The organism is Hydrogenophaga taeniospiralis (assembly GCF_020510445.1).
GTDB lineage: Bacteria > Pseudomonadota > Gammaproteobacteria > Burkholderiales > Burkholderiaceae_C > Hydrogenophaga.
In genome coordinates, this window is record NZ_JAHBAG010000001.1 from 1,350,797 (window position 1) to 1,364,653 (window position 13,857).

General features: G+C 67.7%; 16 protein-coding genes. 13 read left to right on the plus strand and 3 right to left on the minus strand.

Features of this window, described 5'->3' with window-relative positions:
* The first annotated feature begins 295 nt into the window (after positions 1-295).
* The 11 genes from KIH07_RS06625 (at position 296) to KIH07_RS06675 (ending at position 8,742) form a co-directional block, all read left to right on the plus strand.
* Positions 296-775: a VOC family protein gene (locus tag KIH07_RS06625; RefSeq protein ID WP_226491213.1), complete on the plus strand. Its 480-nt coding sequence runs from the start codon at positions 296-298 to the stop codon at positions 773-775.
* A 146-nt stretch (positions 776-921) separates the two neighbouring features.
* A complete protein-coding gene (locus tag KIH07_RS06630; protein ID WP_226491214.1) occupies positions 922-1,740 on the plus strand; it encodes a dioxygenase in 819 nt (272 codons plus the stop codon).
* 11 nt (positions 1,741-1,751) lie between these two features.
* Positions 1,752-2,234 (plus strand): hypothetical protein, encoded by a 483-nt coding sequence (locus tag KIH07_RS06635; protein WP_226491215.1) that lies wholly within the window; start codon positions 1,752-1,754, stop codon positions 2,232-2,234.
* Positions 2,235-2,398: 164 nt separating this feature from the next.
* Positions 2,399-3,463 carry an extracellular solute-binding protein gene (locus tag KIH07_RS06640; RefSeq protein ID WP_226491216.1) on the plus strand — a complete coding sequence of 355 codons (1,065 nt, stop codon included), beginning with the start codon at positions 2,399-2,401 and terminating at the stop codon, positions 3,461-3,463.
* Between the two features lie 3 nt (positions 3,464-3,466).
* Positions 3,467-4,588: an ABC transporter ATP-binding protein gene (locus KIH07_RS06645; RefSeq protein ID WP_226491217.1), complete on the plus strand. Its 1,122-nt coding sequence runs from the start codon at positions 3,467-3,469 to the stop codon at positions 4,586-4,588.
* Between the two features lie 3 nt (positions 4,589-4,591).
* Positions 4,592-5,461, plus strand: coding sequence for an ABC transporter permease (locus tag KIH07_RS06650; RefSeq protein ID WP_226491218.1), 870 nt, complete (start codon positions 4,592-4,594; stop codon positions 5,459-5,461).
* A 1-nt stretch (position 5,462) separates the two neighbouring features.
* On the plus strand, positions 5,463-6,332 hold the full coding sequence (locus tag KIH07_RS06655; RefSeq protein WP_226491219.1) for an ABC transporter permease: 870 nt from the start codon (positions 5,463-5,465) through the stop codon (positions 6,330-6,332).
* Positions 6,333-6,504: 172 nt separating this feature from the next.
* Positions 6,505-6,762, plus strand: a complete 258-nt coding sequence (locus tag KIH07_RS06660; protein WP_226491220.1) for a PepSY domain-containing protein — start codon at positions 6,505-6,507, stop codon at positions 6,760-6,762.
* A gap of 13 nt (positions 6,763-6,775) precedes the next feature.
* Positions 6,776-7,315, plus strand: a complete 540-nt coding sequence (locus tag KIH07_RS06665; RefSeq protein WP_226491221.1) for a cytochrome b/b6 domain-containing protein — start codon at positions 6,776-6,778, stop codon at positions 7,313-7,315.
* 87 nt (positions 7,316-7,402) lie between these two features.
* Positions 7,403-7,825: an alternative ribosome rescue aminoacyl-tRNA hydrolase ArfB gene (arfB, locus tag KIH07_RS06670; protein ID WP_226491222.1), complete on the plus strand. Its 423-nt coding sequence runs from the start codon at positions 7,403-7,405 to the stop codon at positions 7,823-7,825.
* A 164-nt stretch (positions 7,826-7,989) separates the two neighbouring features.
* Complete coding sequence (locus KIH07_RS06675; protein WP_226491223.1) at positions 7,990-8,742, plus strand: hemerythrin domain-containing protein; 753 nt, start codon at positions 7,990-7,992, stop codon at positions 8,740-8,742.
* Between the two features lie 11 nt (positions 8,743-8,753).
* Here the strand turns inward: KIH07_RS06675 and KIH07_RS06680 are convergent, their stop codons facing one another.
* From KIH07_RS06680 to KIH07_RS06690, 3 genes are read right to left on the minus strand one after another with little or no spacing between them, the layout of a single operon-like run.
* A complete protein-coding gene (locus KIH07_RS06680) occupies positions 8,754-10,118 on the minus strand; it encodes a GAF domain-containing protein (RefSeq protein ID WP_226491224.1) in 1,365 nt (454 codons plus the stop codon).
* Positions 10,115-10,618, minus strand: a complete 504-nt coding sequence (locus KIH07_RS06685; RefSeq protein WP_226491225.1) for a hypothetical protein — start codon at positions 10,616-10,618, stop codon at positions 10,115-10,117. Before KIH07_RS06685 ends, KIH07_RS06680 begins: the two co-directional genes overlap by 4 nt.
* A gap of 33 nt (positions 10,619-10,651) precedes the next feature.
* Positions 10,652-11,170: an NUDIX hydrolase gene (locus tag KIH07_RS06690; protein ID WP_226491226.1), complete on the minus strand. Its 519-nt coding sequence runs from the start codon at positions 11,168-11,170 to the stop codon at positions 10,652-10,654.
* Between the two features lie 287 nt (positions 11,171-11,457).
* On the opposite strand from KIH07_RS06690, the gene KIH07_RS06695 reads away from it, so the two are divergent.
* Both KIH07_RS06695 and KIH07_RS06700 read left to right on the plus strand, forming a co-directional pair.
* Positions 11,458-12,192, plus strand: a complete 735-nt coding sequence (locus KIH07_RS06695; protein WP_226491227.1) for a hypothetical protein — start codon at positions 11,458-11,460, stop codon at positions 12,190-12,192.
* A gap of 48 nt (positions 12,193-12,240) precedes the next feature.
* Positions 12,241-13,851 carry a Re/Si-specific NAD(P)(+) transhydrogenase subunit alpha gene (locus KIH07_RS06700; RefSeq protein WP_226491228.1) on the plus strand — a complete coding sequence of 537 codons (1,611 nt, stop codon included), beginning with the start codon at positions 12,241-12,243 and terminating at the stop codon, positions 13,849-13,851.
* The last annotated feature ends 6 nt before the right edge of the window (positions 13,852-13,857 follow it).

Sequence of the window (13,857 nt, forward strand, 5' to 3'; positions counted from 1 at the left end):
GGCCGCCCACTGACCCGACGTTCGAGACGGGCCGGAATCGACAACGGGGGCGGTTTCCGTCGTGGGTGCCGTGAAAGCCCAGGCCGGGGCATGACCCGATTCCAATCGTGGGTACGGCTTCATCGGATCGGCGCCGTGGCGTAAGGTCGCCCCTGAGCGCTGCCCCAGGGCAGTTTTCCATGGCGTCGAAGCGCCCCCGCAACGCATGACACGGTCCAGCCCAGGGTGCCGCCGGGCCGCCCCGTGAGGGAGTGCGCGCAGCGCGGCGGGGGTGTTTCATCTCAGGAGAACCCGGATGACCAGCAAGAACACGATTTGTCTCTGGTACGACGGCACCGCGCTGGATGCCGCGAGCTTCTATGCCGAAACCTTTCCGGACAGCGCGGTGGGCGCGGTCTATCGTGCGCCGGGCGACTATCCCTCGGGCAAGCAGGGCGATGTCCTGACGGTGGAGTTCACAGTGATGGGCATCCCTTGCCTCGGCCTGAACGGGGGCCCGGCGTTCAAGCACAGCGAAGCGTTCTCGTTCCAGGTCGCGACCGACGATCAGGCCGAAACGGACCGCTTGTGGAACGCGATTGTCGGCAACGGTGGTCAGGAAAGCGCGTGCGGCTGGTGCAAGGACAAATGGGGGCTGTCGTGGCAGATCACCCCCCGCGCCTTGACGGCCGCGATCGCCGATCCCGATCCGGCGGCGGCCAAGCGCTCGTTCGAAGCCATGATGGAGATGAGAAAGATCGACATCGCCGCGATCGAAGCGGCCCGACGCGGCTGACGCGTGCCGATGCCGACCGCCATGCCGAGGCGTGCCTCCATCAACAAATTTGACGCCAACCTGCAAACGGCTAGAACCCACGCGCCGGGCCTGCGTCCTAAAGTCTGAGCCATCGCCACCGCCCGGTGGCTCTGCGAAAGACCAGGATGCCCCGACTGCCCACGCTCTTCATCTCCCACGGCTCACCCACCTTCGCCATCGAACCCGGCCTGGCCGGCCCGGCGCTCACCGTTTTGAGCAAGACGTTGCCGCGCCCGAAGGCCGTGCTGGTGGTCTCGCCGCACTGGATGACGCGCGAGCCGCGCGTGTCCACCAGCGCCGCGCCGCAGACCGTGCACGATTTCGGTGGTTTCCCGCCGGCGCTCTACCAGTTGCAATACCTCGCGCCGGGTGCGCCAGCGGTGGCGCAGCGGGCCGTCGAGGTGCTGCGCGCCGCGGGCTGGGCGGTCGAGGCGGCCCCGCAGCAGGGGCTGGACCACGGCGCCTGGGTGCCGCTGCTGTACCTGTTCCCGCAGGCCGATGTGCCGGTGTTTCAGGTGTCGCTGCCGGCGCGGCTGGACGGCGCGCGCGCCTACACCTTTGGGCAGGCGCTGGCGCCGCTGGCCGAGGAGGGCGTGTTGATCATCGGCTCGGGCAGCCTGACCCACAACCTCCACGAAGTGCGCTTCGACGCACCCGACGCCCGCGCGGAAACCTACGCGGCTGAGTTCGTCGCCTGGATCCACCAGACCCTGGGTCAGCGCGACCACGCGCGCCTGCAGCAGACTATGGCGGTGGCGCCCCACGCGCAGCGCGCCCACCCCACGGCCGAACACCTGTGGCCGCTGATGGTGGCCGCCGGTGCGGCGGGCGCCGAAGCGCCGGCCACGCGCATCGACGGCGGCATCACCCACGGCGTGTTGTCCATGGACGCGTACCTGTTCGGTGCGGTGCCCGACGCGGCTGCCGCTGCGCTGGCGACCTGAAGCGGGCCGCCATGTCACAGCCCGCCACGTCAACCACCCTGCGGCTGGACGTCGGCGCGCGGGAAACCGGCGTCTTGCTGCAGCGCCCGGGCGCGGCCGACGAACGTTTCACCTTGCCCATCGGGCTGACCACCTTGTGGCCCATGAGCGGGCCGGGCGGCGGCCCGTCGCCGTGGGCGATCGAGCAGGCCATTCAGGTGGTGGAAGACCAGATCGAAGGGCTGCACCGCCGCGTGCCGGCCGGCGCCCGGCTGTCGCTGGCCCGTGGCGCAGTGGCGCCCTTGCGACGCGATGGAGCCATTCAGGGGGTGGACCATGAGGCCATTTCGCTGGACACGGTCGAGCGGTGGTACCAGGCGCTGGCGGCGCGCGCCGTGGGGGCTGTGTCGGCGCGCGGCACGGGCTTCGACGACCCCGCGGGCGACGCCCTGGTGCTGATCCTGCGCGAGTTCATGCACCACCTGGGCTTTGACGTGGCGCACCTCGCCGGCTGAGCGGCGGCGCGGCCTGTGCCTGTCACACCACTTTCACAGCCTTGACTTATTCTGGCCTTTACCGGATTCTGCGTGCTGCAAATCCGGCGGGCGCCCGCGGCAAAGCTCGCGGGCGTCTTTCTGTTCCGATCTGTCACACACCCACTCTGAAAGCGAGTTCCTCCATGAAGAACAAGTTGTCCACCCTCGTTCTGGCCACACTGGTGTTGGCCGCCGGCGGCGCCCAGGCGCAAGAGAAAACCCTGCGCCTGCTGACCTGGGGCGGTTATGTGCCCAAGGACGTGATGGAGCAGTTCACCAAGGAAACCGGTTTCAAGGTCGAGGTGACCACCTCCAACAACGAAGAGATGATCTCCAAGCTGCGCGCCACCGCGGGCGCCGGCTTCGACCTCGCCCAGCCCAGCCAGGACCGCATCGCCGGCCCGCAGACCGAGTTCAAGATCTACAAGCCGCTGGATCTTTCGAAGATCAAGGCCGATCTGTTCATCCCGTCCATGCTCGACGCGACGAAGAAAAACACCACGGTCGGCGGCAAGGTCTACGGCCTGCCGCACATCTGGGGCACCGACGGCCTGGTGGTCAACACCAAGACCTCCAAGGCCGCCGATTACGCCGACCTGTGCGCGGCCGAAAACGCCGGCAAGGTCAGCATGCGCCTGAAGCGCCCGACGCTGATCGCCATGGCCTTCGCCTCCGGCAAGGATCCGTTTGCCCTCTACGGCGACGCCAAGGCCTACAGCGCGCTGATGGACGACATGGGCAAGAAGCTCACCGAGTGCAAGAAAAACGTGAAGTTCTACTGGGACGGCAAGGACCAGTTGCTCGCCGGCATCCGCTCGGGGGAACTCACCACGGCCATGATGTGGGACACCGGCGGCTGGGAGCTCAACAAGGCCAACCCCGACGTGAAATTCATCGCGCCGAAGTCGGGCGCGCTGGGCTGGGTGGACACCTTCGCCATCCCCGCCAAAGGCAAGAACGACGCCGCCGCCTACGCCTGGATCAACTTCAACATGCGCCCCGAGATCGCCGCCAAGGTGGCGTCCTCGGCCGGCAACTTCACCGCCAGCAAGGGCGCCGACCAGATGATGGACCCGGTGCTCAAGAAACAGTTCGCCGACAGCTTCCCCGAAGCCGCGCTGAAGAACATCAAGTGGTACCCGGCCGTGCCGGCCGGCATCGAAGACATCGAAGGCCGCGTGCTCGACCGCGTCAAGGCCGCTCAGTAAGCCGTGGCGGTGCCGACACCGGCCGCGGGCGGCTCCGCCACGCACGATCTCGACATCCAGGCCGTGCGCAAACGCTATGGCGCGTTTGCGGCGGTGGATGACCTGAGCTTTTCCGTGCGGCGGGGCTCGTTCTTCTCCATCCTCGGCCCCTCGGGCTGCGGCAAGACCACGCTGCTGCGCATGGTGGCGGGCTTCATCGCCCCCGATGCAGGCGACATCGTGATCAAGGGCGCGTCCATGCGCGGCGTGGCGCCCAACCGGCGCCCGGTCAACATGGTGTTCCAGCACCTCGCGCTGTTCCCCATGATGAGCGTGGGCGAGAACATCGCCTATGGTCTGGAGCGCCGCGGCATCAAAGGTGCCGCTGCCAAGGCCAAGGTGACCGACATGCTCCAGCGCGTGGGCCTGCCCGGCAGCGAAGGCAAGCGCATCGACCAGCTCTCGGGCGGGCAGAAGCAGCGCGTGGCCATCGCGCGCTCGCTGGTGCTGGAGCCCGCGCTGCTGCTGCTCGATGAACCGCTGGGCGCGCTCGACCTCAAGCTGCGCGAGCACATGAAGGTGGAGCTCAAACAACTGCAGGCCGAGGTCGGAACCACCTTCGTCTACATCACGCACGACCAGTCGGAAGCGCTGGTCATGTCCGACCAGGTCGCCGTGATGAACCACGGCCGCTTCGAGCAACTGGGCACGCCGCAGCAGCTGTATTACCAGCCGCAGACCGCGTTCGTGGCGGGCTTTGTGGGCAACAACAACCGCTTCGAGGGGACCATCGAATCGCGCAACGGCGAGCAGGTGCTGCTGCGCACGGCCAGTGGCATGGGCCTGTGGTCGCAGCGTGTGGGCACGCTGGATGTTGGCCAGTCGGCCACCGTGTTCATCCGGCCCGAAGCCATCGAGATCGGGCGCAGCCCGCGCGAGCTGCCCGAGGGCGCTCCCGCCTGGAGCGCCGGCGTGCAGAGCGTGTTGTTCGATGGCGGCAACTCCACCGTGCAGGTGCTCGAACACCGGAGCCAGACGCCGCTGCACATCGCGCTGCCCCTCACCGGCCGCCTGGCCGATCTGCAGCACGGTGAAACGGTGCATTTCGCCTACCAGCCCGCACAGGCCTGGTGCTTTGCGGCCTGATCCATGAGCACCGCCACGCACCGCCGTTTCCTTCTTGGGGTGCTGCTCGCGCCGGCGCTGTTGTGGTTGCTGGGGCTGGTGATCCTGCCGCACGTGGAGCTGCTCTTCCTGTCGCTGCAGGCGCGCGTGGGGCCGGGCGAGTACGCGGCCAGCCTGGACCAGTTCCGCACCTTCGTGGACGAGCCGCTGTACTGGAACACCTTCGTGCGCACGGCGGTGATGTCGGTGCTGGCCACGGTGATCACGCTGCTGCTGGCGTTCCCGGCGGCGTGGTACATCGCCAAGGTGGCCCAGGGCCGGGCCCGGCTGGTGCTCTTGGTGCTGTGCCTGCTGCCGTTCTGGGTGAGCGAGATGGTGCGCACCCTGGGCTGGCTGATCCTGCTGCGCGAAACCGGCGTGGTCTCGGGCCTGCTGCAGGCCGTGGGCCTGGCCGATCAACCGGTGGAACTGCTGTACCACGACGCCACCATCCTGGTGGGTCTGGTCTACGCCTCGCTGCTGTTCATGGTGATCCCGCTCGTGAACAGCCTGGAGAGCCTGGACGACAGCCTGATCGAAGCCGCCTACGACCTCGGAGGCAGCACGGCCAACATCGTGCGCCGCATCGTGATCCCGCACGCCGCGCCGGGCATCGCCGCCGGCTGCATCGTCGTCTTCATGCTCTGCCTGGGCAACTACCTCACGCCCACGCTGCTGGGCGGCAAGAACTCGCTCTGGTTCACCGAGCAGATCTACACCCAGTTCATCACCCGCTTCAACTGGAACCAGGGCGCGGCGTTTGGCTTCCTGCTGCTGTTCCTCTCCAGTCTGTTGGTGTGGGCCGGACTCAAACTGACCGGCCAGCGCTTCGGCGCCGTGATGAAGGCGAGCTGACATGATCCCCAGCCTGCCCCGCCCCGCCTTGCAGCGCTTCGGCCTCGGCACCTTCGTCGCCGGCTTCTTCGTGTTCCTGTTCGTGCCGCTGCTGGTGGTCGCGCTGTTCGCGTTCAACAACGCCGACTACCCCACGCCGCCGTGGATGGGGTTCACGCTGGACTGGTTCACCGCCAGCAGCGACGCGCGCACCGGTCTGCTGCACGACGCCGAACTGTTGCAGAGCATGGGCGTGAGCGCCTGGGTGGCGCTGTGGGTCACGCTGCTCTCGGTGGGCGTGGGCACCTGCAACGCGTTCCTGCTGGAGCGTTTTGAATTCCCGGGCAAGAGTGCCATCGCGTTGCTCAGCATGTTGCCGCTGGTGATCCCGGGCGTGATCCTGGGCATCTCCATCCTCGCCTTCGCCAGCCGCATCGCCAACTTCGCCGACGAGACCTGGGGCCTGGAGCTGGACTTTCTGCGCCCCGGCCTGCCGCTGGTGATCCTGGGGCAGTTCTGCTACATCGTGACCATCGCCACGCTCACCATCTCGGCCAGCCTGCGCCGCTTCGACCGCACGCTCGAAGAGGCCGCCTACAACCTGGGCGCGAGCCGCCTCGCGGTGCTCTGGACCATCACCTTGCCCTACCTGCGCCCCAGCATGATCGGCGCCGCGGCCATGGCCTTTCTGATGTCGTTCGAGAACTTCAACACCACGCTGATGCTGGTGGGCTCGGACTCGCCGCTCACGGTGCTGATGTACGGCCGGATGCGCGAGGGCGCCACGCCGGTGCTCAACGCCATCAGCCTTTTTCTGATGGTGGCCTCGGCCCTGCTGGCGTTGATGCTGCTGTGGCGCAGCGGTGCGCGGCGACCCAGCGAACACGCCTGAGTCGGTGGTGTGGGGCATGGCGCGAAGCGCCGAATCCACGCGTTTCGTCCTCCTGTAACCGTGCTCACGGGTCGTCACACTTTCACACAGGGCTCTTAAGGCTCGCTTCATGTGAACCCCTTTCAATACGCGCACCAGCACTTGCTGGGGTGCTATTGAAAAAGGATGTTCCATGAAATCATTTGTTGTCTCCGCCCTGTTGATCGCTGTCTCCGGTGTGGCTCTCGCCGGCCCGACCTGCAATGTGCCCAAAGAGAAGTGGATGCCCGAAGCCACGTTCAAGAAGGGGCTGGAAGAAAAGGGCTACCAGATCAAGACCTTCAAGGTCTCCAAGGGCGAGTGCTACGAGATCTACGGCTTCGACAAGGACGGCAAGAAGGTCGAAATCTATTTCGATCCCGCCACCGCGGCCATTCTCGAAACCAAGTGATTCCGATTGAACGATGAAGCCCTCTGCCACCCTCGAAGCCAGCCGACCGGTCTGGGACCTGTTTGTCCGCGTTTTCCACTGGACCCTGGTGGTCTGCGTGCTGTTGAACAGCTTCGTGCTCGACGACGGCGAGACCGTCCACCAGTGGGCGGGTTACCTCGCTTCGGCCCTGGTGTTGGCGCGGGTGGTGTGGGGCTTTGTCGGATCGCGCCATGCGCGGTTCACCGATTTTTTCCCGACGCCGGGGCGCATCGCGCGCCACGTGCGCGGGGTGTTGTCGGGTCGCGCCGAATTCCACTGGGGGCACAACCCGCTGGGCGCGCTGATGATGATGGCGCTCATGGGCCTGGTGCTCGCGCTGGGCGTGACCGGCTGGATGCAGGGGCTTGACGCCTACTGGGGCGAAGAGTGGCTGCAGGAACTGCACGAGGGGATCGGCGAGGCGCTGATCATCCTGGTGGGCCTGCACGCGGCGGCCGCGCTCATCATGGGGCGCGTTGAGCGCGCCCGCCTCCTGAAGGCCATGGTCACGGGTGTCAAGGAACGGTATTGACTGAGCCCCCACACTCCGCCGCTGTGCGGGTCGCTGCCCCCCGCGGGGGCTGACCTGCCTTGGGGCGGCCCGGCGGCAGGTCGTTTCATGCGTGGCACACTGCCGCGCATGCCCCGCATCGATCCTTCCGAAGTCGAATTCACCGCCATCCGCGCGCAGGGTGCGGGCGGGCAGAACGTGAACAAGGTGTCCAACGCGGTGCACCTTCGCTTCGCCATCCACGCGTCGTCGTTGCCCGAGGCCATCAAGGAACGGTTGCTGGCCCTGAGCGACCAGCGCATCACCACCGAGGGTGTGGTGGTCATCAAGGCACAGACCAGCCGCAGCCTGGAGCAGAACAAGGCCGAGGCGCTGGAGCGGCTGCAGGCGCTGGTGGACAGTGTGGCCACGCTGCCCAAGGCGCGCAAGCCCACCAAGCCGACCTTCGGCTCCAAACAACGGCGACTCGAAGGCAAGGCCACGCGCTCGCAGGTCAAGCAGCAGCGCGGTCGCGTGCGCGGTCTGGATTGACTTCGGGTCCATTTCGCGCGCTTAAGATGTTTTTAGGGTTCCTTTAAGCGCTATTTAGCAGCGCGCCGAAGGGCTGGTTCCTAGACTGCTTTCCATGGCAGGCGACGCACGGGGCGTCGCCGCCACCCACGAAGCAGCCGGGCCTGGCCCGCGAAAGGAATCCCATGCAATCGAACACCCACGAACTGGCGCAGGTCGCCGCCACCGCCCAGGCCGTCGAGGCCGGAACGGGCCGCGTCAATCTGTACGCCGGTATTCACAAGGCCCTGCGCGCCTTCATGACCGACACCCTGCTGGCCGTGGGCCGGACCGACCCGGCCGACGCCGAGGAGGTGGCTTCCATCCACGAGCGCCTGGGCGCGCTGCTGGACCTGTGCGCCGCGCACGTGCGCCATGAGAACGGTTTCGTGCACCCGGCCATCGAGGCGCGCAGCCCGGGTGTGGTTGAGGGCGTGGCCGACGAACACGTCGGGCATCTGGAGCAGATCGCTCGACTGCGCTCCATGGCCGATGGTCTGCAGGGGCGGGCGCCGGCCGCGTGCGCGCTGGCGCTGCAGAATCTGTACCTGGCGCTGGCGCTGTTCGTGGCCGAGAACCTGCAGCACATGCACACCGAAGAGACCGTGCACAACACCGCCCTCTGGCAAGCCTTCAGCGACGCCGAGCTGGTGGGCATCCACGACGGCCTGCTGGCCACCGTGCCGCCGGCCGAAATGATGCTGGTGATGCGCTGGATGCTGCCGCACATGAACGCGCCGGAACGGCTGGAGATGCTGGGCGGCATGCGCCAGGGCGCACCGGCCCCGGTGTTCCAGGCGGTGCTGGACGGGGTGCGCGCGCAACTGGCGGAGCGCGACTGGGCCAAGCTGGCGCAGGGGCTGGGTCTGGCGCCGGTGGACGGCCTGGTGATGGCCTGAAGCCGCTGGCTTCAGGCGGCGACGTCCTCGAGCTCGACAGGACCGGCGGTGTCGAAGTGGAAACAGCCGCGGCCGGTTTTTTCGATGTGCAGCTGGGGGCATTGCTCGGCCAGCCGGCGCTGCAGCAGCAGCAAGCGCGCTTCGAGGTTGTCGGCCACGTCCGGCAGGCGCAGCGCGCGGTCCAGCCGCAGTTCGCGGTTGGTGAACTCGCGGCGGCCCTGGCGCTGCCGGTCCTGCAGCAGTTTCCACAGGATGGCGCCGGCCACGCCCTTGATCAGGTAGGCGTTGTTGACGAACACGCTGTCGTTGCTGCGGTAGTGGCGCACCTGCAGGCGTGGACCGGCCGGGGCTTTCGCGGGCGCGGCGGGGTGCTCGGTGCCGGGCATGTCGGGGCAGGGCTCGGCGCTTTCCTGCATGAGGTCGATGCCGGCGGCGAGTTGCCCGCCCAGCGTGACCAGCAGGTCTTCGTCCTCGAAGCTGAACTGCAGCTCCAGCGGGCTCTCCACGAACAGCACGCCCAGCACCCGGCCGGCCGAGAGCAGGGGCACGGCCAACTGGCTGCGTGGTTCGGGCAGACCGGGGTAGGGGATGTCGGTGCTGATCGCCGCGCTGCCATCGCCCGCCAGGCTGTCGCGCAGCGCCCGGCTGTACAGGTAGGCGCTGGCCATGTGCATGATGCGCACCGGCGTGCGCTCGCGCGCGGCCACGCCGATCACGCCGTCGCCCAGCGCGATCTCCGAGCCCACGCCCGAGGTGGCGTAGCCCCGGCTGGCCACGGTGTAGAGCCGCTCGGTGACCGGGTCGAGGATGAGCACCATGGCATGCCGGATGCCCAGGTCCTGCTCCAGCGTCTGCAGGGTGGCGTCGAGCAGCGCGTCGAGCGTGGCGCAGGCCGCCAGTCGCGCGCTGCCGCGGCGCAACGCGCCCAGCAGGTTGCAGCGCGGGGGCGCCGGCGGCAGTGGTGTGGACGAAGGGTCGCCGGGCACACGCTCGATCTCGCACACCTCGTGGATGTCCGAGCCCAGCAGGCGAAACACATGGGCCATGCCGCTGTGCGAGGCAATGCCCGCCAGCTGGGCCTTCATGCTTTCAAACACCGGGCCGCTGTCTTCGGTGCGCAGGTAGCGCAGGTGCAGGCGGTAGAAGCACGCCGTCAGTGGATGCAGCACCAACACCGTGGAGCGCGGTTGCGCCAGCAGGTTCTTGCGCGTCTTGTTGAAGAACTGGAACGACAGCGCCACGTGCCGCTCGTCGACGTAGAACACCTGGGATATGTAGGCGACGTTGGGTGTGCCGTCGGCCGCACAGGTGGCCATCATGGCCGGGATCGCGCCTTCCAGGCAGGGCCGCAGCTCGGCCAGGTCCACCGCGCTCATGGGGCCGGCCCACCCAGGGGCTGGCCAGCGCGGGGCCCGGGCGTCTGGTCAAAGGCTTCGTCGGGGGTGAATTCCACCGCCACCACGTCGTCGATCCGGTGCGCGAACATCGCCGAGACGAACGCCGGGCCGAAACCAAGGCCACCCAGCTCCTGCTGCATGGCGAGCCGGTAGCGCTGCAGCACGGCGGCGTCTTCCGGGCGCGCCTCGCGCAACCGGGCGCGGCGGGTCTTGAGCTGCACCGTGCGGTGGGTGCTGGGCTCGCTGAACACCACCGCCATGCGGCCGCTGGCGGCCACGTCGCGCAGCAACTGCGCCGAGGGGCGCTGCCCGAGGTAGACCGTGACGAAGTCGCCCGAAGCGCTGATCTGGCTGCCCAGTGCCCGCATGACGCTGGGGGTGAGGTCGTGCCCGCAGGCACTGACGATGACCGACACCCCGCGGGCCATCATGTCGAGCAGGTCACGGTTGAGCTGAGGCGGGGCGGCGGGGTGTTCCAAGGTGGGTGAGCCGAAGGCACCGAACGCCGGAGATCATAGCGACGGCGTGGCCGGCGGCAAAGGGTCTGCGCCGCCGGGCGCGTTCACGGACGGTTCGGTGTGCACCAGTTCCATCGGATAGCGCTGGCCCGCCAGGTGGTCCTCCACGCAGCGCAGCACCAGCGGGCTGCGGTGGCGCCCGGCGCTGGCGCGGATCTCGTCGGGCGTCATCCACAGGGTGCGCACGATGCCGGTGTCGAGCTCGCGTTGTGGATCGAAGTCGCCCAGTTCGCCGCAATAGGCGAAGCGCAGGTAGGTGATGTCTTCGCCGGTGCTGGCCCGCTGGAAGCGCGAGAGGTAGACGCCGACCAGGGCCGTGGGCGTGAAGTGGTGGGCGGTTTCTTCCAGCGTTTCGCGCGTCACGCCTTCGGTGGGGCTCTCCCCGGGGTCGAGGTGGCCGGCCGGGTTGTTCAGGCACAGGCCCTCGGGCGTGTGCTCTTCGACCAGCAGGTAGCGGCCGTCGCGCTCGATGATGGCCGCCACGGTGACACTGGGTTTCCAACGGGTGTTCATTCGGGCATTATCCCGACCGATCGTCTGGCTGTCCCTTGAGGTGGTAGTTCTTGCCGCATGATGAAACGTTGCACGGGTGCGGTGGCCTCTGCGCACCCGGTGCTTGGTACAAACCCTTGTGCGACAAGGGCTTGCCGGCGGCGAAGACCCGAAACGCGTCGGTTAAGCTGGCGCGCTGCCAGAAGAGCCCAGGGACGGGTGCTGGCGCCGACCAGGGACGGCGTCCGGCTGGCAAAACAGACGACACCGGGCGGAGGGCCCGGCACACACGATGGGAACCAACAAAAATGTCCAGAAGAATGTGGAAGGCCATGGTCTGCGGGTGCATGCTGTGGGGGGCTGTGACCAGCCACGCGGCCGAGTTCTCGGTCGGGCGGGTGGACATCCGGTTCGCCGACGAGGGCTGGAAAGAAGTGCCGCTGCCGGATCGCGCGCAGAGCTACGGGGGAGAAAAGTCGGGCGCGCTGGCGGTGCAGGCCAAGCTTTTTGTCCGCGACGGGAGCGCCAGCGAAGTGCCTGTGCTGGTCCTGGTGAGCGCCAATTCGCAAGGCATGGGCGGTGGCCGGGGTGGCTACATGGCCTACTCGCCCAATTGCAAGTCGGATGAACACAACTATCGCGAAGGCAATGAAGGCTTCAATGCGTCGTCCCTCCAGTGCCTGACCGTGATGCCCCGGTACAACGGTTCCAGCGTGATCAAGGCCCTGGCGCCCCAGCTGGAAGGTGCCCTCAAGACCGAAGAAGGCACGGAGCTGCCACCCTTCTACACCGTGTGGAGCCGGCATGCGATCTCCACGGGCTCGTTCGTGGACGTGCGCGTCTTCACGGTGTTTCCGATCAGCGCTGACGGCAGCGCTGCCGTGGGCGCCCTGCCCCAGGACGTGCCGCCCGCCCACGTGGTGTGGGGGCGGCAGCTGAAGGACGCAGTCAAGAGCAGCGTCTATTCGCTCTCCGGCCGTCTGGAGATGCCGCCCATCCAGGTGGTCGTACCGCCGCAGCCTGCTGCGGCCGGCGGCGGCTGACCGGCCACCCATCCTGTTTTTTGAACTCCCAGCATTGAGGACCTGCCCATGACTTCTGGCGCACCGACCGACACCGCCGCTGCCACCCCGCAGCGCATCGGCATTCCCCGTGAAACCTTCCCCGGCGAAAAACGTGTGGCCACCGTGCCCGACGTGGTCACCAAACTCGCCAAGCTGGGCTTTGGCGTGGTGGTGGAAACGGGCGCGGGCGAACTGGCCGATCTGAGCGACGAGGCTTACCGCGAAGCGGGCGCCAGCATCGCCGGCTCGGCCACCGAACTGTGGAACAGCGCCGACATCGTCTTCAAAGTGCGCGCCCCCACGCCCGACGAAGTGGCGCTGATGCACGAAGGCCAGACGCTGATCGGCTTCATCTGGCCGGCCCAGAACCCGGAGCTGATGCAGCAGCTGGCCGCGAAGAAGGTCACCGTGTTGTCCATCGACGCGCTGCCGCGCACGCTCAGCCGGGCGCAGAAGATGGACGCGCTGACCTCGATGGCCGGCGTCAGCGGCTACCGCGCCGTGGTCGAGGCGGCCAACGCTTTTGGCCGCTTCTTCAATGGCCAGATCACGGCTGCGGGCAAGGTGCCCCCGGCCAAGGTGTTCATCGCGGGCGCCGGCGTGGCCGGCCTGGCCGCCATCGGGGCGGCCGCCAGCCTGGGCGCCATCGTGCGCGCCAACGACACGCGTGCCGAGGTGGCCGACCAGGTGGTCTCGCTGGGCGGCGAGTTCGTCAAGGTGGACTACGAAGAAGAGGGCTCGGGCGGCGGCGGTTACGCCAAGGTCATGAGCGAGGGCTTCCAGCAGGCGCAGCGCGAGATGTATGCGAATCAGGCGCGCGAGGTGGACATCATCATTACCACCGCGCTGATCCCCGGCAAACCGGCGCCCAAGCTGATCACCGCCGAGATGGTGAAGAGCATGAAGCCCGGCAGCGTGATCGTGGACATGGCGGCCGAGCAGGGCGGCAACTGCGAGCTGACCGTGCCCGGCGAGGCGGTGGTGCGCCACGGCGTCACCATCGTCGGCTACACCGACCTGGCCTCGCGCATGGCGCGCCAGTCGTCCACGCTGTACGCGACCAACCTGTTCCGCCTGAGCGAAGAGCTGTGCAAGACCAAGGACGGCGTGATCAATGTCAACATGGAAGACGACGCCATCCGTGGCCTGACCGTGATCAAGAACGGCGAGATCACCTGGCCGGCCCCGCCGCTGGCGGCTGCGCCCAAACCGGCGCCCAAGCCCGCTGCCGCGCCGGTGGCCAAGAAGGGCCACGGCGAGCCTTCGGGGCCGATGCCGGCGGGCAAGCTGGCCATCGTGGCCGGTGTCACGGCGGTGTTGTTCGCGCTGGTGGGTGCCTACGCACCGGCCGAATTCCTGTCGCACTTCACGGTGTTCGTGCTGGCCTGCTTCGTCGGCTACATGGTGGTGTGGAACGTGAAGCCCGCGCTGCACACGCCGCTGATGAGCGTGACCAACGCCATCAGCTCCATCATCGCCATCGGCGCGCTGGTGCAGATATCGCCCATGGCCAACGCCACCGAGCGGCCCAACACACTGATCGTCGCCCTGGCCGCGCTGGCGCTGGTGCTCACCGCCATCAACATGTTCGGCGGCTTTGCCGTCACCCAGCGCATGCTGGCGATGTTCCGCAAATAAGAAGGA